Source organism: Methanoregula formicica SMSP (assembly GCF_000327485.1).
Lineage (GTDB): Archaea > Halobacteriota > Methanomicrobia > Methanomicrobiales > Methanospirillaceae > Methanoregula > Methanoregula formicica.
Genome location: NC_019943.1, coordinates 1,950,094 through 1,975,161 on the forward strand (window position 1 = coordinate 1,950,094; position 25,068 = coordinate 1,975,161).

The 25,068-nt window shown below is 47.9% G+C and carries 23 protein-coding genes; 14 read left to right on the top strand and 9 right to left on the bottom strand.

Features of this window, described 5'->3' with window-relative positions:
* The first annotated feature begins 59 nt into the window (after nt 1-59).
* Nucleotides 60-641 carry a hypothetical protein gene (locus METFOR_RS09805; protein ID WP_015285978.1) on the top strand — a complete coding sequence of 194 codons (582 nt, stop codon included), beginning with the start codon at nt 60-62 and terminating at the stop codon, nt 639-641.
* Nucleotides 642-762: 121 nt separating this feature from the next.
* The gene (pap, locus tag METFOR_RS09810) at nt 763-2,250 is read left to right on the top strand and encodes a polyphosphate:AMP phosphotransferase (protein ID WP_015285979.1); all 1,488 of its coding nucleotides are present in this window, start codon (nt 763-765) and stop codon (nt 2,248-2,250) included.
* Here pap and METFOR_RS09815 read toward each other — a convergent pair whose 3' ends face one another.
* Nucleotides 2,251-3,183, bottom strand: a complete 933-nt coding sequence (locus METFOR_RS09815) for a radical SAM protein (protein ID WP_015285980.1) — start codon at nt 3,181-3,183, stop codon at nt 2,251-2,253. It abuts the gene before it with no gap.
* Nucleotides 3,184-3,205: 22 nt separating this feature from the next.
* The gene (gene thiI / locus METFOR_RS09820) at nt 3,206-4,432 is read right to left on the bottom strand and encodes a tRNA uracil 4-sulfurtransferase ThiI (protein WP_015285981.1); all 1,227 of its coding nucleotides are present in this window, start codon (nt 4,430-4,432) and stop codon (nt 3,206-3,208) included.
* A gap of 278 nt (nt 4,433-4,710) precedes the next feature.
* Between thiI and METFOR_RS09825 the strand changes: the two genes are divergently transcribed.
* Nucleotides 4,711-5,343: a DUF2150 family protein gene (locus METFOR_RS09825; RefSeq protein WP_015285982.1), complete on the top strand. Its 633-nt coding sequence runs from the start codon at nt 4,711-4,713 to the stop codon at nt 5,341-5,343.
* Complete coding sequence (locus METFOR_RS09830; RefSeq protein WP_015285983.1) at nt 5,340-5,792, top strand: DUF5814 domain-containing protein; 453 nt, start codon at nt 5,340-5,342, stop codon at nt 5,790-5,792. Before METFOR_RS09825 ends, METFOR_RS09830 begins: the two co-directional genes overlap by 4 nt.
* Before the next feature lie 50 nt (nt 5,793-5,842).
* Here METFOR_RS09830 and METFOR_RS15610 read toward each other — a convergent pair whose 3' ends face one another.
* A complete protein-coding gene (locus METFOR_RS15610) occupies nt 5,843-6,010 on the bottom strand; it encodes a hypothetical protein (protein WP_015285984.1) in 168 nt (55 codons plus the stop codon).
* A gap of 248 nt (nt 6,011-6,258) precedes the next feature.
* On the opposite strand from METFOR_RS15610, the gene METFOR_RS09835 reads away from it, so the two are divergent.
* Entirely contained in the window at nt 6,259-8,229 is a 1,971-nt protein-coding gene (locus METFOR_RS09835) for a glycosyltransferase family 39 protein (RefSeq protein ID WP_048110930.1), read from the top strand.
* A 139-nt stretch (nt 8,230-8,368) separates the two neighbouring features.
* On the opposite strand, the gene METFOR_RS09840 is transcribed toward METFOR_RS09835, so the two are convergent.
* Nucleotides 8,369-8,632: a hypothetical protein gene (locus METFOR_RS09840; protein WP_015285986.1), complete on the bottom strand. Its 264-nt coding sequence runs from the start codon at nt 8,630-8,632 to the stop codon at nt 8,369-8,371.
* 154 nt (nt 8,633-8,786) lie between these two features.
* On the opposite strand from METFOR_RS09840, the gene METFOR_RS09845 reads away from it, so the two are divergent.
* On the top strand, nt 8,787-10,055 hold the full coding sequence (locus METFOR_RS09845; RefSeq protein ID WP_015285987.1) for a zinc ribbon domain-containing protein: 1,269 nt from the start codon (nt 8,787-8,789) through the stop codon (nt 10,053-10,055).
* Between the two features lie 880 nt (nt 10,056-10,935).
* Here the strand turns inward: METFOR_RS09845 and METFOR_RS15395 are convergent.
* Nucleotides 10,936-11,481 carry a hypothetical protein gene (locus METFOR_RS15395; protein WP_148277660.1) on the bottom strand — a complete coding sequence of 182 codons (546 nt, stop codon included), beginning with the start codon at nt 11,479-11,481 and terminating at the stop codon, nt 10,936-10,938.
* On the opposite strand from METFOR_RS15395, the gene METFOR_RS09850 reads away from it, so the two are divergent.
* The 3 genes from METFOR_RS09850 to METFOR_RS09860 all read left to right on the top strand — a co-directional run bounded on the left by METFOR_RS09850 (nt 11,475) and on the right by METFOR_RS09860 (nt 13,727).
* Nucleotides 11,475-11,690 carry a hypothetical protein gene (locus tag METFOR_RS09850; protein WP_015285989.1) on the top strand — a complete coding sequence of 72 codons (216 nt, stop codon included), beginning with the start codon at nt 11,475-11,477 and terminating at the stop codon, nt 11,688-11,690. The genes METFOR_RS15395 and METFOR_RS09850 overlap by 7 nt on opposite strands.
* A 2-nt stretch (nt 11,691-11,692) precedes the next feature.
* Entirely contained in the window at nt 11,693-12,145 is a 453-nt protein-coding gene (locus tag METFOR_RS09855) for a hypothetical protein (RefSeq protein ID WP_015285990.1), read from the top strand.
* Nucleotides 12,146-12,317: 172 nt separating this feature from the next.
* Entirely contained in the window at nt 12,318-13,727 is a 1,410-nt protein-coding gene (locus METFOR_RS09860) for an ATP-binding protein (protein WP_015285991.1), read from the top strand.
* 414 nt (nt 13,728-14,141) lie between these two features.
* On the opposite strand, the gene METFOR_RS09865 is transcribed toward METFOR_RS09860, so the two are convergent.
* The 4 genes from METFOR_RS09865 to METFOR_RS09880 all read right to left on the bottom strand — a co-directional run bounded on the left by METFOR_RS09865 (nt 14,142) and on the right by METFOR_RS09880 (nt 20,495).
* Nucleotides 14,142-16,163 (bottom strand): hypothetical protein, encoded by a 2,022-nt coding sequence (locus tag METFOR_RS09865; protein ID WP_015285992.1) that lies wholly within the window; start codon nt 16,161-16,163, stop codon nt 14,142-14,144.
* A 273-nt stretch (nt 16,164-16,436) separates the two neighbouring features.
* A complete protein-coding gene (locus tag METFOR_RS09870) occupies nt 16,437-18,278 on the bottom strand; it encodes a DUF262 domain-containing protein (RefSeq protein ID WP_015285993.1) in 1,842 nt (613 codons plus the stop codon).
* A gap of 58 nt (nt 18,279-18,336) precedes the next feature.
* A complete protein-coding gene (cas1, locus tag METFOR_RS09875; RefSeq protein ID WP_015285994.1) occupies nt 18,337-19,578 on the bottom strand; it encodes a CRISPR-associated endonuclease Cas1 in 1,242 nt (413 codons plus the stop codon).
* Complete coding sequence (locus METFOR_RS09880; RefSeq protein ID WP_148277661.1) at nt 19,575-20,495, bottom strand: hypothetical protein; 921 nt, start codon at nt 20,493-20,495, stop codon at nt 19,575-19,577. Before METFOR_RS09880 ends, cas1 begins: the two co-directional genes overlap by 4 nt.
* A gap of 117 nt (nt 20,496-20,612) precedes the next feature.
* On the opposite strand from METFOR_RS09880, the gene METFOR_RS15825 reads away from it, so the two are divergent.
* The 5 genes from METFOR_RS15825 to METFOR_RS09900 are packed head-to-tail and all read left to right on the top strand — an operon-like array spanning nt 20,613 to nt 25,047.
* A complete protein-coding gene (locus METFOR_RS15825; RefSeq protein WP_015285996.1) occupies nt 20,613-20,753 on the top strand; it encodes a hypothetical protein in 141 nt (46 codons plus the stop codon).
* Nucleotides 20,750-21,400, top strand: a complete 651-nt coding sequence (locus METFOR_RS09885; RefSeq protein WP_015285997.1) for a hypothetical protein — start codon at nt 20,750-20,752, stop codon at nt 21,398-21,400. The genes METFOR_RS15825 and METFOR_RS09885 overlap by 4 nt, the downstream gene beginning before the upstream one ends.
* Nucleotides 21,401-21,407: 7 nt before the next feature.
* Entirely contained in the window at nt 21,408-22,049 is a 642-nt protein-coding gene (locus METFOR_RS09890; protein ID WP_015285998.1) for a hypothetical protein, read from the top strand.
* Nucleotides 22,050-22,060: 11 nt separating this feature from the next.
* Nucleotides 22,061-22,399, top strand: coding sequence for a hypothetical protein (locus METFOR_RS09895; RefSeq protein ID WP_015285999.1), 339 nt, complete (start codon nt 22,061-22,063; stop codon nt 22,397-22,399).
* Complete coding sequence (locus tag METFOR_RS09900) at nt 22,396-25,047, top strand: hypothetical protein (RefSeq protein ID WP_015286000.1); 2,652 nt, start codon at nt 22,396-22,398, stop codon at nt 25,045-25,047. The genes METFOR_RS09895 and METFOR_RS09900 overlap by 4 nt, the downstream gene beginning before the upstream one ends.
* Nucleotides 25,048-25,068 lie beyond the last annotated feature (21 nt).

Genomic DNA, 25,068 nt, shown 5'->3' on the forward strand with positions numbered 1-25,068 from the left:
TCCAGCCCATTCAGAGTTGAGCATACAATGAAATCTCGTTGAAAAGAAGCGATCGATCTATGAAATTTTCCGAGTTCAAACAACATAAAATCGCGATTTCTCTCGCGCTTGTATTCATCGGATTTGCCGGGAGTCTTATCATTTATATCGCATTCTTCCATCCTGAAGAATGGCAGAGTCCGCCACAAAAAAATCTCCAGCCCACTCCTGCTGAGCCTACAACCCAACAAAGTCCCGTGGCCTCACCGACAGAACGACCGCACTATGATTATTGTATGATTGATGAAGTGCATCCGGATTATCTTCGAGTGATTCCCGACTTCATCAGTCCCAACGCTACGATCGTCCACCTGACTTCCGATGATCTGGAACCGTTTCCCGAATATCAGAAAGTGATGATGGATGAATCCCGGCTGACCCAAAAATGGCGGGGTGGCCACAGATCCATTGCAGCTTTCAAAGATTACCAGCGCCAGTATTCTGATTTCCGGAACCTGGCCTGTATAAAAAGTCCCGAGCCGGAATGCAATCCCCTGCAGGCAGCGTTATACGAGTACAATGGGCGATATTTCAGGGTCGGGTGCTATCCGGATTTCGGGAGAGAGCGCCCCACGCCACCACCTTCACCATTCACATGGTAAAATCCCCCAACACAAACTACTACCTCCCCATCTCTCCCCACAAACCCTTATCTCCCCCAATGCCCAACGGACACTAAAAACCGGCCGGCCCTGTGCACGCAGGGCGAATGGGTGACCACTCATGCTGCTCGACAAACTCGATCTCACGAAAACAACGGACGAGGCAAAGTACGAGAAAACACTCGCGGAGTACACGGATAGACTCGCCGTCCTCCAGCGAACCCTCCGCGACCAGAAAGTCCCGACCGTGATTGTCATCGAAGGGTGGAACGCCTCGGGCATCACAAGGGTCGTCCACGAGATCGTCCACGCTCTCGATCCCCGCGGGTACACGCTCCATGCCATCGAAAAACCGACCGAGGAGGAGCGGGGCCGGCCGTTCCTCTGGCGGTTCTGGCTCAGGGCACCGTCCCGGGGGCGGATGGCAATCTTCGCCCGCTCCTGGTACAGCCGCACGATATCCGAGATGCGGCAGAAACATGCGTGGGAGAAGTCCCTCAAGGGGCGGGTGAAACGGATCAATACGTTCGAGCGGATGCTTGCCGACGACGGGACGATCATCCTGAAATTCTTCTTGCACATTGCAAAGGACGTGCAGAAAGTGCGGCTTGAAGAGCGGGAGAGAAACCCGCGCACCGCATGGCTTGTCACCCCGTCCACCTGGAACCTCCACCGGCACTACGAGGATTCGCTCCCCGTCTTCGATGAGTTCATTGCAAAGACCGACACGGAGTACGCACCCTGGACACTGGTCGAGGGGACTGACACACGGTATGCGATCCTGAAAGTCTTTGGCACGATCATAAAAACGCTGGAGAAACGTGCGGAGGCCGAGGCTGAAAACGGGGGAAAACAGAAGAAAGGGAAACAGAAAGAGCCGGCAAAAACCCGGAAGAATTCAACCCGGCGGCGCTCCGCACCGGAGAAAGGGATTGAGAAAGACGACCTCCAGGCAGAGTTCGCAAGTTTGCAGGCCGAGATGCTGGACGTGCACTCCGTCCTCTTCAAGCGGAAGATCCCGCTCATCATCGTGTACGAAGGCTGGGACGCTGCGGGAAAAGGGGGCAATATCACCCGGCTCACGCGGTTCATGAACCCGCTTGGCTATTACGTCGTTCCCGTCTCGGCGCCCACGGCCCACGAGAAGGAGTACCATTACCTGCGCCGGTTCATCAAGTATTTCCCTCCCGGCGGCGACATCGCGGTCTTCGACCGGAGCTGGTACGGGCGGGTACTCGTTGAGCGGGTGGAGAACTATTGCCCCGAGCACGCGTGGCAGCGGGCGTACCAGGAGATCAACGAGATGGAGGAGGACTTTGTCACTTCCTCAAACGGCGGGATTGTCAAGTTCTGGCTCGAGATCAGCAAGGACGAACAGCTCAAGCGGTTCAAAGAACGGGCATCCGATCCCAAAAAGGTGTACAAGATCACGGACGAGGACTGGCGGAACCGCGAGAAGTGGGACCAGTACGACGAGGCTGTTGACGAGATGCTGGCCCGGACCAGCACGGATATCGCGCCCTGGACGGTGGTCGAATCGGACGACAAGTGGTTTGCCCGGGTGAAAGCGATGAAGACCGTAATCGCAACAGCACGGAATCTGCTCTGATCACAGATCGGGGAATCGGTGCAGCCCCGCATCCCGGGCAATCCTGACGGCCCGGGCAAATTCATCTGCGGTGATCCCGCGACGCAGTGCAGGGTACTTCGCTTCGGTCCGGCCAGAAACCTGCCAGTCCGGATGATACTGGTCCATGATATTCACGTACGTTTCCCGCGAGATCTCATCCGCAATCCAGGGCAGCACGAGATCGCTTCTGGCAAGGTTCTCCGGCAAAACCAGGTGGCGGACAAGGAGCCCCCGGACCGCGATGCCGTTTTCAATGACAAGATCGCCCACCTGCCGGTGCATCTCACGGATTGCCGCCATCATGACATCCGCGTAATCCGGGACACGGGAGAGATCCGCAGCTATGGCGTTGCTGCCGTACTTGGCATCCGGCATGTAGATGTCGATGATCCCGTCCAGGAGACGGAGCGTCTCAACGGAATCGTATCCCCCGGAATTGTACACGATCGGGATGCTGAGGCCCTGTCCTGCAGCACTACTGATGCTCCGGATCAGCTGCGGGACGATGTGCGAGGGCGTCACGAGATTGATGTTGTGGCAGCCGGCGTCCTGGAGCCGGATCATGATTTCGGCCAGTTGTGAGGGAATGATCTCGCTCCCCCTCCCGCACTGGCTGATGTCAGAGTTCTGGCAGAACCGGCAGGCAAGGTTGCAGTGCGTGGCAAAGATCGTGCCGGAACCGCCGGTACCGACCAGCGGGGGCTCCTCGCCGAAATGCGGGCCGTAACTGGAGATAACCGGCAGGAGACCCGTGCGGCAGAAACCTTTCTCGTCATCCAGCCGGTTTACCCCGCACTTCCGCGAGCAGACCGTGCAGGAAGAGAGGAGGGAATCTGCCCGGTCCGCACGCTCCGGGAGTTCGCCGGACTCAAGAAGAAAACGATATGCCGGTTTTCGTTTGTCAGGCTTCATACCCGGCGGGATCGGCCCGCGATCACTCCCGCGGTGCGGCAGAGTCTTCCGTGATCGTTCCGTCCAGTGCTGTCACGAACCGGAGGCCGTCGCAGGCCGCAGCAGCAAGGTCTTCGATCTCCATCCGCTGCTCGATCTCCTTCACTTCCTCAAGCACGGCGCTCGTTGCCGGCATCTTCGGCACGGCACGGCAGGCAAGGTCGCCCGGCTTTGCATCGAACGTACCGATCCTCCGGGCAACAATGATGGTCTCCTCCTTGTCGTACGTGATGAGCGGCCGGAGTACGGGGACAGTTGCCGCCTCCGCGACAACACCAAGATTCGCAAGCGTCTGGGACGCGACCTGCCCGAGGTTCTCGCCCGTAACCACCGCGAGGGCGCCTTCATGGGCCATCAGCCGGGCAGCCGCCCGCAGCATGAACCGCTTGCAGATCACGCACCGGTACCGCGGCTGGACTTTTTGCCGGCTCATGGCATCGAAGAGCGGTTCGCTGTCTGCGATCACAAGGGGCACCGGGTTGCCGGAACACCAGAGCGAGAGCCTGCGGTGGTTCTCGATCGCTGCGGCCGTCACATCGGTTCCCGCCCAACGCCCGGCATCGAGATAGAGATGCGTGATCTCGCAGCCGCGTTTCATCGAGAGCCAGGATGCAACGGGGGAGTCGATCCCTGCAGAGAGGAGGACGAGCACCCGCCCCTGCGTACCCCACGGGAGGCCGCCCGGCCCGGCAATGCGCTTGTCATACACGAGCCCGCCGAAGTCCCGGACTTCAACAAAGACTTCGTAGTCCGGATCATCAAGGTCAACAGAGAGGCCGGGAATGTTGTCGTAGATGAACGACCCGATCTCCGTGCCAAGTTCCTGGCTCGTGAGGCCGGTCTTGTACTGGCGCTTTGCACGGACGGCAAAACTCATACCCGCTGAGAGATGCTTTTTTGCCCGCGAAAGTGCAGCCTCCTTCAGATCCTCAAGATCCGCTGATGTGCGGTGGCAGGTGCTCACATCGATGATCCCAAAGACCCGCGACACGATTCCCGCGACCTTCTCCGGCTCGCCACCATAGATCAGGATCCGTCCCCGGGGTGTCTCGTACCGGCACTCGATGCCGGCGGCGCCAACGGTTTTCCTGATATTGCGCAGCAGCATGCCGATGAAATGGCGTTTCACCGGTTCGCTCTTCAAGAAGAGTTCCCCGTACCGTGCCATGACGAGGGTCTCCTGTGCCGGGTGATCGCGGGCTTTTGGCATAGTCCCGGAATAATTGCTGTTGAAGGGTGATAACCGTTCGGGAGAGGGGGGGCGGTATCCATTTGGTCGCGGGGCATTATCCGACGAAAAATCTTAGTTCGAAGGGTGACAGGTCATCAGACCTGGTGGATGAGGATGGAGCTGGCGCCATGCTTCGAAATCCGAGTGGTTCATCAGAACCATGAGGATGAGAAGAATCCATCAGGGTTCTTCTCCGGCTTCAGGTCTTCGACCTTAAGCCGAAATCATTTAATCACGGGAGTGAATAGTGTACTGAAATGGCGAAGAAGGCGACAAAAAAAGTTGAAGAAGAGCCGCTCAAGTTGTTTTACATCTTTTACAACCAGGAGCGGTGGGACAACTGGCTGAAGACATTGTCGGAGGCAAGTTTTGATGATGACGGTAAAAGCGACGAGATGCCCGAGGGTTTCCGGATCCTTGACGGGTTCTCGGTCGACATCACCATCGAGGTCTTGAAGATCATCAAGCTCTACCAGAACAAGCGGTTCACCCGTGACGAGGCCCTGGATAAGCTTGCGGCTGTTGAAGCGATCGTTATGTGCACTCCTCCCGAGGGCAATCTTGGCGAACTGGTCCAGATCCTCCAGCTTCCCAAGTTAGTGCTCTTTGCCGGCACCCGGAAATACCTCTCTGGCGAGTTCGACAAGGACATCAAGACGCTCGTGAAGAAGGGGAAGGACCAGATCGACAAGGACATGGAACTTGCCCTTGAGACCGCATCCAACATCGCGGCCGCAGTCATCGACGGCGCCGCCTGCTGCGGGAAGTACGTCAAGGACGATCTTGAGAACCCGACCCTCTTCGACGAGTGGCTTATCGAGTGCGAGCGGATCAACGAGTCAATGACATCGCTGAAGAACTTCGATGAGTCCACCGGGGAAGACGATTGATCGCTGACCGGGCACGGTTCCGCCACGCAAAGAAACTCGAACGGCTCGCGGGGTATCGCCTCCCCGAGCTTGCTTTTTCGGGAACCATGCTCGAGACCCTCTGCTCCCGGCTCAATTACGATGCCCTGGACTATGGCGTCCGGGAACAGATCCTCGCTTTCTTCAACGACTTCCTCCGCTGTACGTGCAAGGACTCGCCGCTCTGCGGCTGCCCGGAGAAGAAATTCGCGGAGAAAGTCATCGAGCTCCGCGAGAACGGGCTCGACCACAAGCAGATTGCATCCTACCTGCAGGACGAGTACGGTATCGAGGTCTTCCCTACGGATATCCTTTCATTTTTGGAGGACTCGGTCCACGTACTCGAAGCAATCTCCGATGTCTCACGGTTGCAGGGACGGAATGCGCTCGCGGAGAAGACCGCGGAACACATCCGGCTGATTGAGCGATAACCGCACCCGTGTCCCTTTTAGACAAGGACGTAACGATCCGTTATCCGTCATCACCGGGCCTCTTTTATCTGCATCGCGACCTTGGCATGGCAGCGCGGGCAGCCCACTGTGACCGGTTTTTTCGAACGCTGGAGCGAGCGGAGCCGGATTCCCATGTAGGTCCAGGCATGGCTGCAGCGGTGGCAGGTAACATAACAACTGGTGTACTGGCATTCCATGATCTATAAGACCGCGACCGGATCGTATTAAGGAAAGGCTGGCGGGGGGTGAAAGTATAACCATCCGGGCTGTCATCTTGTTACGAGCAGTCCAACTATGTTTTTCACCATTAACCGCATGAACGAGACAAAAGAGGCTCTTACACATTCTTTCTCATGAATCCAAAGGGTAACAGATGGCAAGAATTTAATAGGGCCATTTCGGAACACTTACAATCGGACGGCCAATATCCCGAACTGGTGAGATCGTGAGCTCCAATACGAAGGATTTGAGTAAGAAAAATAGAGTGAAGAAGGAAGAAGGCCCAGAAGGCGTCCCCCAAAGGGGAGGAACGGTGGGAATGAGGTTCTTCTCTGGTTTAAGTCAGGATACCATAATCTGTATTATCCTCTTCTTGACGGGATTATTCATCATCACGGCTCTCTCTTCTCCGGGTCTGTACCTGAACGATGAATGGATTCCGGTGAACCAGGTTCACCAGTTGGACATCGGACACCAGATCACGTTCAATGAAGGAAAATATGGCGTCTATAAGAACGGCACTCCTGCACCGTATTTTGCGGAACTCAACAACCTCCTGAAATACTCGGTTGCACTGCCACTTATTTCCCTGCCGTCAATGAAACTGATCCATTTTTGGGGAGATAATTTCCGCCTTGCCCTGGTTGCCGCCTGGGCCTGTATACCATTCTTGATCGCTTTTTTAGTTTCCCATCGCTTTCCTGAATATGCATCACTAAGATCAATCCGGATCACTATCCTGGGAGCTGTTGCAGGCATCCTGTTATTCATGCTGAACCTGTTCGTTTATTCCCCCTTTGTCTATTCAACTCCCGATGCTCCGGTAGAAGTGGCCGCGGTTTGCTTCACCAACCATGTCTTATTTGCATTTCTCCTTACCATAACCTACCTTATCGGGCGCCGTATTTTCGATGGACGTCTTCAGGCACTCTTTGTAACGCTCACTGTGGCGGCATGTTCATCCTATTTTTTTTGGGGAACAACCGGTAAGGACCATATTGCATCTGCCGTTGTGTTTGCTATTGTTCTTTACTTTTTTATCCGTTATTTACAATCATACAGGTACCGGGATGCTGCCTGCGGCTTCCTGTTCATTGGCGTTCTTGTCTGGTTACGGCCCGAAGCAGGTTTTTCCGTCTTCTTGTGCACCGGCATTTTCTTTATCGCTGTGATCCTATTCCGGGTTCAGCAATCAAAGGTGTCAGTAAAACATGCATGCAGCCAAATAAGCGCAATCCTTTTTACGGGACTTGGTGCCATCCCGTTTTTTATTAATAACCTGCTGATAACCGGAAATCCCCTTATGCCAGTTCTGCTGTATCATGACAAGACGATATCCGGAAGTACCATTATAAAAACGATGGAAGTTCCCTCTACTATAATCAGCAGCCAAGTTGTAACGAGTAATACCATCGTAACCACAAATCCCTTGGTCGTAGTCGGAGATCTCATCACTACGGTTGGTCAGTACATCTTCACTATAAATCTAAATCCTGAAGACATCCTGGGAATCCTGTTCTTCCCCGCAACCGGAAGTAGCGGTGTTTTTCTGGTTTGTCCGGTGGCGCTTATCGCTCTGGTTATGGCCCCCGTTCTGTTTTTCTGGAAGAGAGAGGATGGAACTTCGATTTCCGGTAACAATACCAGGATCACTGTGTTCCTTCTTGTTGCAATATTCGCAATCTTCCTTGCGTATTTCCGCATTTTCCATGATATGAATACAAACTGGGCAAGTGGATCACCGGATATACGATATTTTTCTCTTATGTACCTGCCCCTGGTTCTTGTAAGTATGATCCTGCTTAAAAAAACCGCTCTGCTTGCTCATCCAAAAAAACTGATAGTCAATACAGCGGGCCTCAGTATTATCCTCGTCCCTCTGATCATAGTTACATCAATCCTTGTCTTTTCAGTTTTCAGCACATTTACCTTCAACTATTATAAGTTATTTCACATTCTTGTATCAGGAGAGATCATTCTCTCCATCGTTATCGTAACATACTATCATAGTCTGGGACGAAAAGCTGACTGGATATCTGATCTCCCGCTTCCTCTGCTGCTGATAACGGTTTTTGCATGGCAGGTACTGCTGGTGTTTCTTATGTCACCAGTGATTAAATTTAACGGGTATTCTTTCTGGATTCCGGGAACAGATGTCCTGTACCATTTCTTTATCTCTTCATCCATCTCCGTGTGAGAATACGAGTTGTTCCTTGCAGGGGATATGGAATTCCCTGCAATATTCTGCTTGATTCCAAGTGACAGAATACCATCGGAACATTCGGGCATACAATATCATGATTTTAAATTATGATGATTACATCCTGCTTTTCATGTTAGCGCCGTTTTGACAGCCGCTGCTTCAGCAGGACACTCCCCTCGTCACGCTGCGACTCTGCCTTCCCGATCAGCTTGCGGAGCATGCACTCCGATACGAACTGCCCGGTCATGGCGTACATGCGTTCTGCACCGGAATCCGGATCGGTTTCGAATGTGAGGATAAGGTCCTCCCTCTTGTCAAGGGCCCGGGCAAGCATCCCCGGCAGGACTTCTTCAACGGGTCTTCTCTTTTTGGCCCCCCCTCGTTCCTGCGATGCCATACGGGTGAATGGTGATTTTCTCCTGATAAGGATTGTGCGGCGCGCCCACCTTGACACCACCCCAGTCTCCCGTGGTGTAACAATCCCCCCAAATGCCGGGTGCTGCCCCCGGAGAAGCGACCATTTTTTATGGGTATACGTTTAACTGCGTTCCATGCAGGATCCGGCTCCCCCAGGAAAGGACCAGTTCGCCTGTCCCGCGTGCAGTAGTCCTGTGAAACCCGGCGATAAATTCTGCGAGGCCTGCGGTGCGAAAATACCGGCGCTCTTCACCTGCACGAAATGCGGTACCCAGTTCGTTCACTTCAAGGAACAGTGCGAACTCTGCGGGGGGCCGCTGGTGCTGGGGGACGGATCAGGGTCGGGCACACCGGCACAACTGGCGCAGGAAGTGAAGACCGTTACGGTGAAACGGGCGGTAGCGGAACCTTCCCCGGATGATGCAGCGGAGGAGTCTGTGTATGATTCCCCGGAAGAGGCCGGGGACGCAGAGGTCATCCCAATAAAAAAGAAGGTTTCTCACCGGTACGCAGAACCGGAAGAAGAACCAGAACAGGCTGAGGAGCCGGAATCGGAAGAAGTGCCGGACCTGGATGAAGAAGAGGAACCGGAAGAAGAGTATGACGACACTCCCGCGGAGGTGACACGCCCGGCACGGAAGAAGGCACGGAAACGGTCTTCGCAGGAGATCATAGAGCCGGACACCGATGAACTGCTGGAGCTGTACGGGAAGGAATACGATCCGGACGCGACGCTGGAATCGCATCGCAGGTCCCCGGGCGTGTCACGGAAACAGCGGGAGACAAAGAGATCGACCACGGCTCCAACGTCTCCTGCGGAGCGATCCGGTGCAAAGGTCGACGATGCCCTGCTCCTCTCCCCGGACCGGCCGCAGGAGAAAAAGGCACAAAAGCCGCGGGCAGGTAGATCCGGGCTGCTGGTGGCCGGGCTGGCGGCAGCAGTCATCGTTGCAGCGGTCATCTTCATTGCGCTCCCCTCCCTCACCTCCGGGGATAATGCGGGTTCCCAGAGCAGCGTGACCATCATCGAAGATACTCCGTCCCTTACCCGTACGCCCACGGCAACGCCTACTCCCTACCGGGCCGGCGCACTCGTGCCCCAGCCGACACAGACTATCCCCTCCGGCCAGAAACTCTACTTCCAGGTCCAGAAGAGCCCGATCACCGCAAAGATCCTGGTGACCTTTGCCGGCAGCGCCGGGCACGGGAGCATCAAAAGCGCGGACGTGAAGGTCACCCATCCTGACGGATCGGTGGCAACAGGCATGATTTTGCCGCTCAAGGGCATCACCGAGATCATTCTTGATGGATCGAAAGGCACAGACCGCGTGGAGATCATCGCGCTGATGTCAGACGGCACGATGTACCGGGTTTATGACGATCTGGCTTCAATGATGGACTGAGCGGATGTGAGAATCACATCGGGATAGCCAAGGCTTCTTAAAAAACGCTGCAGAACAAGTGCGGGGGATGGGTGCTCTTTTTTGGAGGTCAAATCTCTGTTTTCCTTGCCTTTCATGACAAAACCTCCATTTTACGCAGCTATTTCTGCACTTGGAGTAAATAAAGTTTTCAGTCGATAGCTACTCGCACGCTGGTTTTGATCGGAAACAGCGCGAGAGAGGATATTAACAAAAAGTGAAGATAGTCAAGGATTAACTAAAATGATAGTTTTGGAGTACTGTTTGAAAGAGAACAAAACGTCTGTAATTCTCCGTATTTATCAGGTGAATTCAGCTGACAAAAATGTACTAATTATCATTTAGAAACTGGTGAAATAGGATGATACCTATTTCAGGGAACAATGGAAGATTAAAAATTGTATCAACAGGAACCAAAGTAGTATTATCATCAAATATCATTTTGCATCTTTCAAAAACGCATCTACTCTCTGTTCGGGGGTGCAGGGGGATTTCTCGCCGTTCTCATTGGTATAAATGCATGATCCATCTGGTTGAAGGTATGCACCAACTTCAGAAGAAGGTGATTGACTTGTCTTTGAAAAGATCTGACTTGTGCAACGATAGCGGTGAGAAAAGATAGGGGGTTAAAAGATTTCGTCTCTGGCCTTAGTTGAGCTCGTCCACGCTGGCAATATACCTTTCGCGGCCCGTACAAGGTCTCGGTATCTGGTCCTCGTTTACCACTACGCAATGCCCCTTTTCATCTATCATCGGCCCTGTTTGCACTGGCTGCACTGGGGCGATGCTGACACTCGTGCATCCTGCGATAAGGACTGACGATAAGAGCAATACAATAACAACAAGTGTGCGAGTGATTTTATTATTTACAGCCATACTCGGACATTGAATGAAAGAAACTTCCAATTTTTTTCATTCGGGTAACGGCTTTTCCTGTTCCTGGCTCGCGTTTATTGGTTGTCTCCGCAACACAATTTTGAGAGAACAATCCTCTTTTTTCCATCTTTGTTACATGTGTTAACGCCCCGTTTTTTATATCATAAGTTTCTGTGGTTCGTTTGTGTGAGAAGATTCCTTCAGATCCATCTTTGGTTTTTGCTAATTCTACTCGACTAACAGCATCCTTTGAAATTGCAACCCGGTTTACTGTAAAAATTCCCTCATTACTCATACTCACTTCAGCAACGGGTTTCCCAGTTCTTCGGTTTTTGACAAACGCAACATAATCATTTGTAAACGCTCCTCTTCGTTCAATAGTTGTTTCAAGAGGGAAAGGAAACTTGTCACGAAGAGCCCCGATAGTGCTTTCTCCGCAGGTGAAACCACATTTGATCCGGTTGATTTCCTCACGCGCGAAGATCTCCTTTCCGGATAAATTCCGGTTTAATGGAGTGAAAGAAAATGACAAAGATCGAAATTGATATTCCGGACGACTATGTGAAATTCATCGAGAAATGGCAACGCTGGAATGACAAGCCGGTTAACGTTGCAGGCTACATTCAGGATAGCATCAAGTGTCTGCTTGAAGCGGATTATGGCTGGATCTATGGCAAGGATCTGGAGAAAGCTGACGAACTCTACACACTCCTGAAATCTGGAGAGGTTGCGGAGGCCTGATCATGGCAAGGGAAAAAATGGCTGAGTTAAACGTCAAACTGCCCGCTCGCTGGGTGAATTTCCTTGATGAATTCTACTCGGTTTCAGGGATGAATCGCGATAAGAACCTGCGCGAATGGATGATGGCCGTGATAGGAGCAAATGTCGAAGAGCTTGATGCAAAGGATCGGATTCTCCTCATAGAAAAATATCAACTCACGGATATCTGCGAGATCCCGCAATGGATCCGTGATGAAGCCGCAGGAATCAGCCGGAATGCAGATCCAATACCCAAGATAACCACGGCAAAAGAACTTCCGATAAATGACACCACACTCGATATCCTGGCCATTGGTGCAGCAAAAGTTGCATGGCACCTTGTCAATGAAATGTCACCTGAGGAGCTTGAACACTTCAAGTCACTTACCAAGGAAGAACTGGATGAGAGATTGAAGGCCCCCCTAACGCCCATCTAGCGATATGTACCACGATTGCGCGATATGAAGGTAAGATTCCCCCTTTAGTACACCAAAATTAACATAAATGTTAAGGTTGGTGCATCTGATGAGGAAATTCCAGCATAACGTAGATACTACCTTTTTATGGGGCGGCATCAAACAATCGGATCAGAATACCTCGTGAAATTCCATGAGTCCAGAACTGCCCGCGATGAGATATCAGGAATCAGAGACTATAGAACTGAAGGCCTCCCTTGCTGAACTGGATGCTGCCCTGATCGATGTTTGTGCATTTCTGAACCACCGTGGCGGCAGTCTTTATTTTGGTATTAGACCCGATGGTCGCGTAGTTGGTCTCACTGTCACCGATTCCACACTTCTAAAAATCTCCCAAAAAATTCGACAGAGACTCAAACCCGACATTATACCTGAAATCCGCGAACGAGTTGAAGGGGGGCGGTCTATCATCGAAGTGACCATCGGTGAAGGGACGCATAAGCCCTATATGGTTGATAGCATTCCGTACATCCGAAGCGGTAGTGAGAGCGTGAAGATGCCCCCGGATGTACTCACCCGCCTTATTCTGGAGCGTCAGGGGTACGCATGGGACCGCGATATCTGTACCGGTGCAACCCTGGGTGATATCGATCCGGCCCTAGTGAAGGCCTATCTGACCCGGGCTCGGCAGGTCCGGCTGATCGATTTGGATCCAGATACTCCGGTTGAAACTGCGCTCGACTCCCTCGAACTTCTTAAAGATGGCACTCCGACGAATGCGGCCATCCTCTTTTTTGGTAAAAGTCCACAGAGGTTCATAACTTCTGCAGAGATACGCTGTGCGAAATTCCGTGGTGATGATGTAACCCAGCCATATACAAATATGAAGGTCATCGGAGGTGCGATTGTTGCACAGATTGATCAGACTGAGTTATTCATCCGGGACAATATCGCTAAAGCCGCATGGATGCCGCAGGAGAAGTTCGAACGGGAGGAGTCTTGGGAGTATCCTCCTGATGCATTCCGGGAGGCCGTGATCAATGCGATCTGTCATCGGGACTATCAATCGGCAGGGAACGTTCAGGTCAGCATCTTTGCGAACTCGCTGGAGATTCTGAATCCCGGGCTGCTCCCTCCAACACTCACGATCGAGTCACTGAAGCGCCGGCACAGCTCAAAGCCAAGAAACCGGCTCATCGCGGATCTGCTGTTCCGGATCAAGTATATTGAGCGATGGGGATCTGGCACGACGAAGATGATCCGGGTCTGTCGGGATCTCGGTGCACCGGAACCGGAGTTCCACGAACAGGATGATGATTTCATGGTGACATTCCGGCGCTCATCGGTAAACGCGATTCTTGAGCGGCCTGAGCTGCTGAACGACCGTCAGAAAAAGGCAATGGAGTATTTGAAAACGCACGAGTCAATCACGACATTGCAATATGTCCATGTGGCTAATTGCCATGAACGGACGGCACGTAAGGACCTAGCGGAGCTCGTGGGGCTCAATGTGGTTGTCAAGCAAGGACTGGGAAAACTCACACGGTACGTTATTCATCCAGGCTTCCGCCACTTCCCGATAGACACCGGATCAAGCCATTGAAAACACGATTTCAAATACAAATCTTCTCTGATATTTTTTCAAAATGAGGATTATTTCCACTCCTTTCAGAGGCACCCCAAATATTCCGGCATGATTCCGGCACGTTCCGGCATAGCCGGCCTAGGCAGGTACTCGCTTCTACGCCAGCAAAGGACGATTTTCCGGAAAATATGGCTAATTTTTCAAAATTATTCCGGCATGATTCCGGCATGATTCCGGTATACCGGAGGGGCGAGTGATAATACGCATCGACCGATGGTATTATACTTGAAGGGGCGATTCAGAAGAAACGTATGCGGGGTAATAGTTATCCCGAAAAAATGCCACTCTTGTAAAACTGGTTCACTCAACAGCGAAGGCTCCGCAAGTGCGGCGCGCTTTTTCAAAAAATGTCTGGATAAGTCTAGAAAAATTTTACGGATGCAGTAAGCTGAAAAGGTCAACACTGTTTCCACTGTTTAATTTCGCTCGAATCTGATCGAGTTGAGATTTTTTATCGAAAATTATATCAAATGAATTTTTACCATTCTCTGCAATCATTCCATTTAACATCAAACCAAGTAAAATTGTGGCTATTCTTTCAGTCTTTTTTGTGAAAAACGGTAGAATTAGACTATCTGAATGTGCATTGTGAACAATAAAATTTCGGTATCGATAAATTCTATCTATTTCATTAAGAAGTTGAGATTCCATCCTCTCAATTTGTTTTTTCGCAAAAATTTTGTCATTAAAAAGACGGTTAGAATATTCAATTTTATGTTCATATGAATAAGCGGATACCTCAGATTTCAACCTCGGTAATGAAGTAATGAATTTTTTTGGGTTGATTGGTTCTCCAGGTTTCAAATCCAGTTGGCATAATTTTAGGGTCTCAGGAGTAATTTTTGAGAACGGATTTGATGGAAATACTCGATAAAAATTGTAATCACTCCATAATGTAGAAAGTAAATTAATTGGGTTTTGTTCCAGGTCATGATAAATGATTAGTGAAGGTGCTAGTTCTTTGATAATTGTAATCTTTTTTTGTTTCTCCCCTTTATTTGAGACCACCATTTCAGACGAGAAATTAAATAAATTTTCGATTGATATCCAATAATACAATAGTTTATCTTCAAAATTTGTTGATTCTGATCCCCTTCTAAACCAGAAAAGGGATAGATTCATATTTTTTATATCGGCGTTATTTTTTAATGGGTCTTCAAAAAACAATTTGTTCAAACTATTTACAAAATAGGGATTGTTACGAATACCGGGATAATCCTTCAAATTTGCAGAATGTATCTTTTTATAAGTATGGTGGTCTTTAGATAGCCCAAAACTTTGGTTGTAGAGACGGCCATTCTTTACAACTAAAAATGAATTAAATAATATTCTAAACGGCGTATCTGAATGAACGTATAATCTTAAAATATTCAATGCTTTATCGATCTGGTTTATTGCTTGAGTTTTTCCAAACGGAATGTCGCGGCATGATATCGATATTGCCGCATTAATAAATCGATCATCGGGTTTTTTATTAAATAGTTCTGGACTGCCATTTTTTTCAGTTATTTCCTTTTCCTTAAAACTAAATTGTTTAAGATGCGGTGAATAAAAATTTACATTTCCTATGGTTAAATCAATATTATCTATCAAACCTTCAATCTCAAAAATAAATGTTCCCTCTTCTTTCTCCTTATTAAAAAAGGGCTTAAGTGCATCAATCCTAGATTCTATTGTGAGTTGATCCATCTCCTGTTTTACTGCCGAAAAGTAGCCAGAATCATCAAATTTTCCCTCAGTTTCGTAATTTTCTGCTTTTATGGTTACAGGAAAATCTGTATGAACAATTGATTTTTGAGGATCATTTTCCGGAGGTGCAGACCCTTGTTTGCCAGAATTGAGTTGAATTATTTCGTACTTGGAGAAAATTTTTAATGGCATTTTTGCTATTGTCTCTAGATCATAACCATTAAGGAATAATTCCAAAATTAAATTTTGTGAAAGAATCAAAATTTCTTTTTTGTTCTGCTCTGAAAATGTTGGGTTTAATAGAATGACCTTAAGCATTTCGTGATTTTTCTGAAAGTAAACCCCATTTTCAAACTTCTTCAAAATATCTTTGCATAACGTTAAGATGTAATCGGGAAATTTTGGATTTTGCAATTGTTTTGATAGTAAAATGAACTCGGGTTTAAAGAATTTCTCTATAACCGGATCCGATTCAATAATATAATTGCATTGAGTTTTAAAGGAGTTCCAAGTATTTTGAAATTGCAATTTGTTATAATTTATTTCCTCGACCATATCGAGAAGTAAAATGTGAGGGGATGTAAAAAATAATTCATAGGGATTATAGGACAAATTCAATGCAATTTCCTCCCATAGAATTACCCAGTTATTTATGGCCTCGGTAATTTCGCCAGGAGTGTATTCATTAAATAAATCAAATCTCATTTACTGCCAACAAAAAGAGAAAAGGTGCTATAATAAGATAATATTATGGAAATTATTTTTCTTTTCACTCACATTCTAATGAACCGGGCGATTCGTAATAGTTATGGCGGTTAACAATCTCCTAACTGCCATGGTCTTGATGTTGATTGTTTTCTTCATCTGAATCCGTCTTTTGATCCGTTGAAATGATCTCCAATCAACACCTGCGATCTCTGCGTCATATTACCGGATAGATATTCAAAAACATATTGAAAAAAGCATAAAAAGATTAATTTATTTTACTAGCTGCAACTCGAATATTTTTTCGGCTAATAATTTTGCCCGCTTATTCCACAATTCTTTTGGATCTGTATCAGATTGTAATAACTGATTAAAAATCTCTTCTGGAATGTATGCTTTCAGAAATAGATCTTTATTTTCGGTGGTAGAAAGACCAAATTCTTTAATCGCAGTTGCGGGGCTTTTTGCTTTCCATTTTTTATTTGAATCAGCGGTCATCGGAATTAAATTCGCAAAACAATTGTATACCTTTTCTTTTGTTAAAATATCATAACTACCACGATTATTTTTACACCAATCCTGGGGATAAAAATGATGTAACTCGACTTTTTGTGTTTTTTCTTGAGTAAATCTATCAAGATATGTTTTATTTATTATGTCATTTTTAATTGTATTGTAGATAAAAATGGAGAGGGCTTGTCTAATAGCGCCATAAATCTCGTGATTTAGTAGAATCTCCTCAATATTCTCTTTTGTTAAAATTTGAGAATTGTTTTTCATGAAGTGAGTGTGTAGTTCGGAATTACACTGTTCAATCCAATTCGGGCTGCCTTTATTGGTAATGAGAATTTCTTTTAATTTTTTAATATCCGCAGAAAGTTGAGTTAAAAATCCTTGATCATATCTTTGTGTAAGAATATTTCGCCAATAAAATGCTTTAAAGAGCCGATTTAAATCAGTAATTGAATATTTTTGTTCTGGCGATAAGTGATGCTCTTGCTGCCACCGTAATGAAAGATAGATAATTAAACTAGTTGGATATGGGACATCTTTGAGATAATATTCTGATCCGATAATGTCTGAAAAGAATTGAGCGCAATAGCCATCAATTTTTGAGATATTTTGATCGATAGTAACATAGAAACTCTCAGGTGTTTCTAATAAATCACCACCTTTAATCGAGGTAACTTTGTCAGTAATTTTTGATTTGCATACCGGGGAAGGTGTACTCAAGTAGCATCCAGTTACCATTTGACAAAAGAAATCTCTACGATCATCATCGATAAAAAACTTTAATGAATAATAATCATCGGAATACGCCTGAACCTTTTCTCGTAAATTAAATGTCCCATCTGTATTCTTGTAAACTAAAGTATGAATCAAATCAAACGTTGAAATTCGGGTGCCAGTTGTATTTAAATAATTAAAAATTTCGCAAACAGTTTTCATATCAATAGATTCAGATAAATCCACAGTTGGGATTTGGAACGTTGTAAAAATTATAAAATATTTACTGAATCTCTTTGCTCGCTTTTCTAACTCAGTTTTCTCAGGCAAAGTGCCATTGGGATAAAAATCAGCAACGTATATTTTTTGATTAATTTCTGGAAAGTCTTCATATCTATGTAAAGGAATTAAACCATCTCGAACACAATTTGCTAAAGAATCCCATCCCTTTGCATCGATTTCCGTTCCTTTCTTATAAACGATAATCTCATCAGAGTCTTCACTCTCATTGAGATCTAAAAACCAATCACCATGAAAATTATACCTTCTGTCAGGGGGTCGTAATTTTCCAAAGGCAATAGCTAATGCAGTAATTCTTTGTTTGCCATCTAATATCAGACTAATTTTTGCAGGATTTTTATCTGTATTTTTAAAAAAGGAGTCCTTTTCAATTTTTATTGGTTCAAAATCTGTATGGGCTTTACTTTGTGGTTGTTCCCATAACGTAATCAATCCAATAGGCCTGTTATTGAAAATTGAAGTTAATAGATCCTTAACTTGACTTTGAGTCCAAACAAAATCTCTTTGAAATTTTGGAACTTGCCAATTAAGACTTTCTGAATATTCTAATATTTTCTCAATTGTCGGTTGCCCTAAATTAAGTGTCATATCAGTTAGTTAGGAAATATTCGAGATAAAGATGCTCGTTTTAGATTATATGATGTGGTCAATCCATCCCATCAACCGTTGATCCACATTTATCAGCGGGTTGATCCCACCGATCAAGCCGTGTCATTACATGCTTATTGAGGGTAAATGGTTGATCGCCCTCGGCGTTTTTCTTCATGTAATGCAGAGTCCCTTTAGAGAATCCGCGTTTCTTCCATTCAGTATAGGGGATGCTCAATATCTTTTTCCGGATCTCATCAGCATCCATCCGGTTGATCTCATAATCAGGACTAACTAGATCAAGGTGTTTTTGTTTATCAACAAGGAAATGTGCCAACTCCCGCGCCTTGAGGAAGATCACATAATCCCATGCTGATTCCTTACCCTGATAAACAACGGATTTGTTGAGCCATCCGTTGATCTCATCGGTGATTTTCCTTGCACCTGTTGATCTCAATCTCAACGTGTAGTTATCAGTACGGATGAAGTCCTTCTTCTCCATCCGATCAGCCTCGATCAAATTGATCACGGCCAGATCAACAATGAATCGGAATAACTCTTGGAAGTCATACGCAAGACTGTTTTTCCCAATTGCCATTTCATGAAGGTATCCAACGTGAGCATCGAGACCAACACTATTGATCGCTCGCAGACATTCGGCTTCAAGCAGGGAATACCCATAATTCAGCATACAGTTGACAGTATCAGCAGCACCGTGAGGGCGATTAGTCCTGCCAACACACCGACTCGTAAACTCCAATCTATCCGGGATTACCTTCTGGATCTGATCCCAATAATGGACGGCAACGACACCTTCAACCCCCATCAATTCCTTGATGGTTGTTACCTTAGTTAACTTTGCTGACTCGCTAGAGAAATCGGTTTCAACGTCGGGGTATCGCTGGTGTAAGTAGTCTAATACCAGGTGCGTCCTCTCAAATTTTGCGTCGATGAACTGTCGGGCTATCTGCAAACGGAGTTTTTTATCTTCGAAAGCGCGATACTGAGCGAACTTGGTTTTTACCTGTACGCTTTCCGGGGGGAGCATTGTTGTAAGCAATTTCCCGTCCCAGTTCATGATCGTGATCTGGATGCCGTGTTTGATGAGCCACCGGATCGCCTCTATCGAGATGTTCCCGCTCCGGCCATAAATCACGATACTACTAATGTCAATCCGCTGCGGGGTGAAACAATATTGCTTAGGCTCTTCCTTTGTCGTAAATCGCCCGTCTCTTATGAACAATTTGGCGCCGTCAACGTGCATATCGATGCCGTGACCGTTCAGGAGAAGGAATCTCATCGTCTCCCTCCTAATCTGGGCATCTTAATCTTCAGATTTTTTGGTAATGGCGAGGAATTGAGGGCTGCGAAATTATCATCTCGTACTTTGGGATTACTTGATTTTTTGACGGCCGACTTAATGAGTTCCAAAAGAGCCTGCCTTTGTTCCGGCTTGGCTTTCCGTCGTAATTCCCGATAACATTCAAACAGTTCTTCACTATATTGATCAATGATGCTGGCAGCTTCGAGGTATTGCTCTTTGTATTGTGTAAGAAGCCCGTGTTTCAGGTCGAATTTTATTTGTTCGATAATGATAGGATCTTGATAGTGACTTAACAGGAAAATGAGATTACGTCTGAAATTTGGGTCTATCGATAATCCTGTTGGGTATTTTTTCAATAAATCGTGGAGTATGTCCAAAAAATCGCATGTGTTGCTTGGCTCAATCTTATTGAATCTCTGATGGTTGTAAAAGATGTTCAACAGCTTGGACGTTAATTCCTCGTCAGCATCGGTAAAAAATTGAGTAAGGGCATCGAGACGATCCGGGGTCAAGAGGAATGACGAGGCATAGACGTTGAATTCGTCGAGGGTATCTTTCTTTTCATCACTGTCCTGCTCATCGAATGTATTGAATAAATGATCGAGGTGTACTTTTCTTTTATCTGTCGTGGTAAGAACCAGATATACCGCATTGGGGTTGGTCTCATTTATGCCGTATGCCTTTACCTCTTCGACAGTAATTTTTGATACTATCCCGGATTTATTCAACCAATCCAACTGACGGTAAATTTGAGCCGTGGAGTATCCGTTATACTTGCCGGGAGTTGTTGGATGTTCTACCTGCATTTTTTTAATTAACACACCTGTTCGGACGGGTGCATTTTCCGATATGAATCGGGTAATTTCTTGAGCTACCGGATCTTCCAACCTCATGATATCACATACACACTCTCAAATTCCAGCGTTTATACTATCAAATATACTCTCAATTATGATATCAATCTAACTATCGTTTTTGCATGTCAGAAAATGTTTCGGTGACTTATCACCATGACCGAAAAAACCCGAACAATCGTTACCATGTCTCCTCACATGAAGGAGAAACTGGCACAGACCGCAGAAAAACAGGGCTGCTCTCAAGCCGAAGTCCTCAGGAATGCTTTTATCCGGGCTGTGGAGGCAGATTCATGAACGGCAAGCGGTTCTCTCGGAAATACCGCACATTCTGGGAGTGGATCAGTGTCCAGAAATATGAATCGAGGTATGTTCAGAGGATCAATTCCCTGCATGAACAGTTTCCCGAACTGACCTTGGACGAACTCAAGGCACGAACACCCCCGGAGGTATACCTATCCGCTCTTCGCTGGGACGATTTAACCGTCGATGAAAAATATTTCCGCATCCGTGCACTCGAAGCCCTCTATTACCTGCAAGCGGGCATACCCTTTACCAAGGCCGTGAAAAAGGCTGGGATCTCAAAATCATGCGCGATCCGCCACCTTGGATCAGCCATCCGGTATAATGGGCACATCTGGATCTCGACCGGAACCGACACAATCCAAGTAATGACCACCCTTTTTGTCAAAGGTAAGGGGATCGTATCCGCCCTTGTGAATTCCGCTGAGGCACGATGGAAAATCGCATACTACATGAAAGCCGTGGTTCTTGCGCTAGCTCATAATAAACCAGAATGGATTCGGGGGTATGAGTCCGAAAAAATCTCCTTGGAGGGGTATCCCGAGCTGGAATTTGAAACCGACATTAAAAGGCTCTATTCCCTGCGGTATTCACTAGATTGCAGTAGACTAGTCAATGTCGCCTTATCGGTGCGGGTATGAGGTGACAATGACCCAAAAAATCTTTTCAAAAGACTTCCGCACCTTCAACCAGTGGCTAAAAGGACAGGCACCTGGTTCACGGTATGCACAGCGGATAACCCGACTGCACGAACGCTTCCCATCAATGAATTTGCGGGAGCTGAAGAAGGTCCGGGTCAGCGATTACGATATAAGTGGCACAAAATGGGATTCACTGACACCCGAGCAGAAAAGTGATCGTATCCTTGCTTTAGAGGTGCTGAGGGTCATGCGGAAGGGGGAAAAACTGAAAAACGCTCTTGCCAACACCGGCATGAAGAAGGAGACTGCACTTCAGCACCTCGGGAAATATGTCGCAAAAGTGCGGGGATACTGGCGGGTCAAACCCTCGGACACCATCGAAGCCGAGATGCACCTCTTTGTCCGGGGTGAAGGGTATACCACCATCGTCACAACCAACTCACAAGACCGGACCCGGATAGGAAAATATCTGGCAGCGGTCGGACTTGCCCTCAAATCAGGCGATCCGGCAGTACTCGCACCATTTGAAAAAGTCGTGATAACCGGTGCTAATGGAGACCAGTACGAACCGGAAACGGATCTCGAAGCCCTCTACGAAGCGCAAGAGAGTCAGGAAGAGCCCGAATTTATGGAGATCTACCAGTCATAGGGGGCAGAGGGATGGACAAAGCAACGCATGAAAGAGTCCTCAAAACTCCGCAGAGCATCCGATCTAACCGCCCTGCCTGTTTCCTGTGTGGCGAGGATGATCCCCTAGTCATTGAAGAGCATCACACCCTAGGCAAAGCATATTCCGATGACGTTATCCCCCTCTGTAAAAATTGCCACGCCAAGATCACTGCCGGACAAAACCTGTTCCCCCCACGGGCACGCAGTCACAAGGCACCCATTAAAGATCGGTTGGCCTATGCCCTTTACACCCTGATTTACTTTATCGAACTGGTACTAAAATACCTCAAAGATCTTTGTCTGGAAATTGTCGGAGTCGTGGCCACATGATCGCCCTGCGGGGGTATACCCGTCGGATCAATGGTGGTGATAAGCCAAAGACCGGCTCTCGCCTTTACACTCCCATCACCCATGATAGGGTGCTCGTGTTCGATACCGAGACCACGGCAGACCACTACCAGAACCTAAAGATTGGTTACTTTAAACTGTATCAGGATGGGTATCTACAGCGCCACGGCCTTTTCTACCATCCCTATACGCTCGACAATACAGAGATGCAGACCCTTGAAACCTTCGCAGCCAAAGAACGCATCCAACTCTTCGAGGTGGACGAGTTTATTGACGGCGTATTTTACAAAGAGGTATACGAGAACCGGGCGTTGTGCATCGGGTTCAACCTGCCATTCGATATCAGCCGGTTAGCTTTCGAGGTGGGGCAGTCGCGGAAAAACAATAAGGGCGGGTTTACTCTCGGCCTGTCTTGGCGACAATGGAACCCTCCGGTTATCATCAAAAAGATCGGCAGCGCCCATACCATGAAATTCTCAACACTGGTTGGCAGCAGGCTACGAGGTTATTTCCCCGGGTACTTTTTGGATGTGCAGACCCTTGCCGAGGTTTTACTGAAGGAAGAACACCTATCCCTCGCCCGCCTTGGCGAGATCCTGAACCTCAAAAATAAGAAAATCGATGGCGGGGAGCATGGGTATGTCACGGAGAAATACATCGAGTACAACATCCGCGATGTAGCCTGCACCTATGAGGCATATACCCGACTTATAGCAGAACTGGAACGATACGGGATCGATATTCCGCCGACTAAGATCTTCAGCTCGGCATCCCTCGGCAAGTATGTCTTAAGGCAGTTAGGTATCCGGTCGTTCTGCGAGTGCCAGCCTGATTTCCCCCCGGAAACCCTCGGCCACATCATGACAGCTTACTATGGCGGGAGGACGGAATGTAAGATCCGAAAGACCCCAACTCGCGTTACCGGTCTAGATTTTACCAGTATGTACCCCTCCGTAACGATGCTGATGGGGTTATGGTCGTTCATTATCGCCCGCTCCCTTGAGACGAATGACGTAACAGAAGAGATCCGCGCTCTGGTGTCAGAGATCAGTTTATCGTCGTTGCTTGACCGCGAACTTTGGAAAGATATGGTTGTGCTGGTGCAAGTCCAGCCGGACGGCGATATTTTCCCGGTACGTGCAGATTACAAAGGCGATGGCCGGATGTTCAACGTCGGAATCAATTGTATTACATCCGAGACCCCGCTATGGTATGCCCTCCCGGACGTAATCGCATCAAAGATCCTGACCGGCAAGGCATCGAAGATCCTTCAGGCAATCCGGTTCGTCCCAAAGGGTGTGCAGGATGATTTGATCCCGTCTAATATCTTAGGCGTCAACCTCGATCCCGCGAAAGATAATCTCATCCAGGTGTTCGTTGAGGAACGGCAGAAAATCAAACAGCAGCTCAAGGGCACATCAAAGGACGACCCCGCCTTCCCTCAGTTATCCAGCCGGGAACATTCGATGAAGATCCTCGTTAATGCGATGAGCTACGGGATATTTATTGAACTCAACAAGGAGTCCGACAAAAGCACCTTCGAGGTTTACGGTCTCGATCACTATTCCACTGATGAGAGTTATTACGAGGAGCCCGGGCAGTACTTTCACCCGATCTTGGGTGTGGTCATCACTGCCGGGTCGCGGTTGTTCTTAGCAATGGCGGAGGCTAGGACTCTCGGACTCGGAGCGCACCACGCCTATATGGACACGGACAGTATTTTTGCCCCGCCCGAGCATGCAAAAGAGATTGCGGACTTCTTCCAACCCCTTAATCCGTACCGTGTTGATATTCCCCTGCTTAAACAGGACAAAATTGATCTTTGGTTCTATGGTGTCTCATCCAAACGTTATGTTCTGTATCAACATCAGGATGAAAAGATCACGATTACTGATTTCAAGTTACACGGCCTCGGACATCTCACCAACCCATTCCCCCGCCGAAAAGGTCACTGGCAGGAAGAGATCTGGCAAGATCTTCTGATGTTGCACTATGATCAGATATCCCCGATGGATATAGAACAGAAATACGGCAGTCTCTACGCCCTCACGAAGTTGACGATCAGCACCTACCATGTCTATCATCGCTTCCGGTCCCTGAATGCGGAAAAAGACTGGCGTGATCAGATAAAGCCCTTCAATTTCTACAATCTGGGATTTCAGACACGGGAGGAGAACGGGAAACGGATTAAGCCCCTTGCACCATACTCCAAGGAACCGCAAAAAATTGTTCATGCCCCGTTTATTGACTATGAGACCGGCACGATCATGCAGGGATCACGATTCTTTAAACCATTATCGAGGACGATCCTCCAATACGTTGATCATCCCGAGCACAAATATCAAGGCGATGTAGGTTTGCTGATCAGGAAGTCGATCAACGTGGATGACGTGTTGATCATCGGTAAGGAAGCCAACAAGATCGAGGATCAACCCCTCTTTGTGACCGATGCCCAGATATTCCGGAATAAGAAGAGCATATGCCAGAAGATCCTTACCATCCGGCAATGTGATGCAGAGAACGCCGGTGTTGATCGTAAGACCTTTCAGCGGATCAAAAGCCGGATTCAGAATAAAAAGACGATCAACATCAAGACCGGGGCAGTTAAGCGGCTCTTGGCGATGTGCTAATAATGGAAGGAAGTGGAAAAA

Excerpts from the sequence above, each read along its gene's own strand:
- METFOR_RS09895 (WP_015285999.1), top strand. The coding sequence starts at position 22,061 with ATGGACAAAGCAACGCATGAAAGAGTCCTCAAAACTCCGCAGAGCATC.
- METFOR_RS09845 (WP_015285987.1), top strand. The coding sequence starts at position 8,787 with ATGCAGGATCCGGCTCCCCCAGGAAAGGACCAGTTCGCCTGTCCCGCG.
- METFOR_RS09900 (WP_015286000.1), top strand. The coding sequence starts at position 22,396 with ATGATCGCCCTGCGGGGGTATACCCGTCGGATCAATGGTGGTGATAAG.
- METFOR_RS09855 (WP_015285990.1), top strand. The coding sequence starts at position 11,693 with ATGGCAAGGGAAAAAATGGCTGAGTTAAACGTCAAACTGCCCGCTCGC.
- METFOR_RS09815 (WP_015285980.1), bottom strand. The coding sequence starts at position 3,183 with ATGAAGCCTGACAAACGAAAACCGGCATATCGTTTTCTTCTTGAGTCC.
- METFOR_RS09870 (WP_015285993.1), bottom strand. The coding sequence starts at position 18,278 with ATGACACTTAATTTAGGGCAACCGACAATTGAGAAAATATTAGAATAT.
- METFOR_RS09865 (WP_015285992.1), bottom strand. The coding sequence starts at position 16,163 with ATGAGATTTGATTTATTTAATGAATACACTCCTGGCGAAATTACCGAG.
- METFOR_RS09880 (WP_148277661.1), bottom strand. The coding sequence starts at position 20,495 with ATGAGGTTGGAAGATCCGGTAGCTCAAGAAATTACCCGATTCATATCG.
- METFOR_RS09850 (WP_015285989.1), top strand. The coding sequence starts at position 11,475 with ATGACAAAGATCGAAATTGATATTCCGGACGACTATGTGAAATTCATC.
- METFOR_RS09860 (WP_015285991.1), top strand. The coding sequence starts at position 12,318 with ATGAGTCCAGAACTGCCCGCGATGAGATATCAGGAATCAGAGACTATA.
- cas1 (WP_015285994.1), bottom strand. The coding sequence starts at position 19,578 with ATGAGATTCCTTCTCCTGAACGGTCACGGCATCGATATGCACGTTGAC.
- METFOR_RS15610 (WP_015285984.1), bottom strand. The coding sequence starts at position 6,010 with ATGGAATGCCAGTACACCAGTTGTTATGTTACCTGCCACCGCTGCAGC.
- thiI (WP_015285981.1), bottom strand. The coding sequence starts at position 4,432 with ATGCCAAAAGCCCGCGATCACCCGGCACAGGAGACCCTCGTCATGGCA.
- METFOR_RS15825 (WP_015285996.1), top strand. The coding sequence starts at position 20,613 with ATGACCGAAAAAACCCGAACAATCGTTACCATGTCTCCTCACATGAAG.
- METFOR_RS09825 (WP_015285982.1), top strand. The coding sequence starts at position 4,711 with ATGGCGAAGAAGGCGACAAAAAAAGTTGAAGAAGAGCCGCTCAAGTTG.
- METFOR_RS09805 (WP_015285978.1), top strand. The coding sequence starts at position 60 with ATGAAATTTTCCGAGTTCAAACAACATAAAATCGCGATTTCTCTCGCG.
- METFOR_RS09840 (WP_015285986.1), bottom strand. The coding sequence starts at position 8,632 with ATGGCATCGCAGGAACGAGGGGGGGCCAAAAAGAGAAGACCCGTTGAA.
- pap (WP_015285979.1), top strand. The coding sequence starts at position 763 with ATGCTGCTCGACAAACTCGATCTCACGAAAACAACGGACGAGGCAAAG.
- METFOR_RS09890 (WP_015285998.1), top strand. The coding sequence starts at position 21,408 with ATGACCCAAAAAATCTTTTCAAAAGACTTCCGCACCTTCAACCAGTGG.
- METFOR_RS09885 (WP_015285997.1), top strand. The coding sequence starts at position 20,750 with ATGAACGGCAAGCGGTTCTCTCGGAAATACCGCACATTCTGGGAGTGG.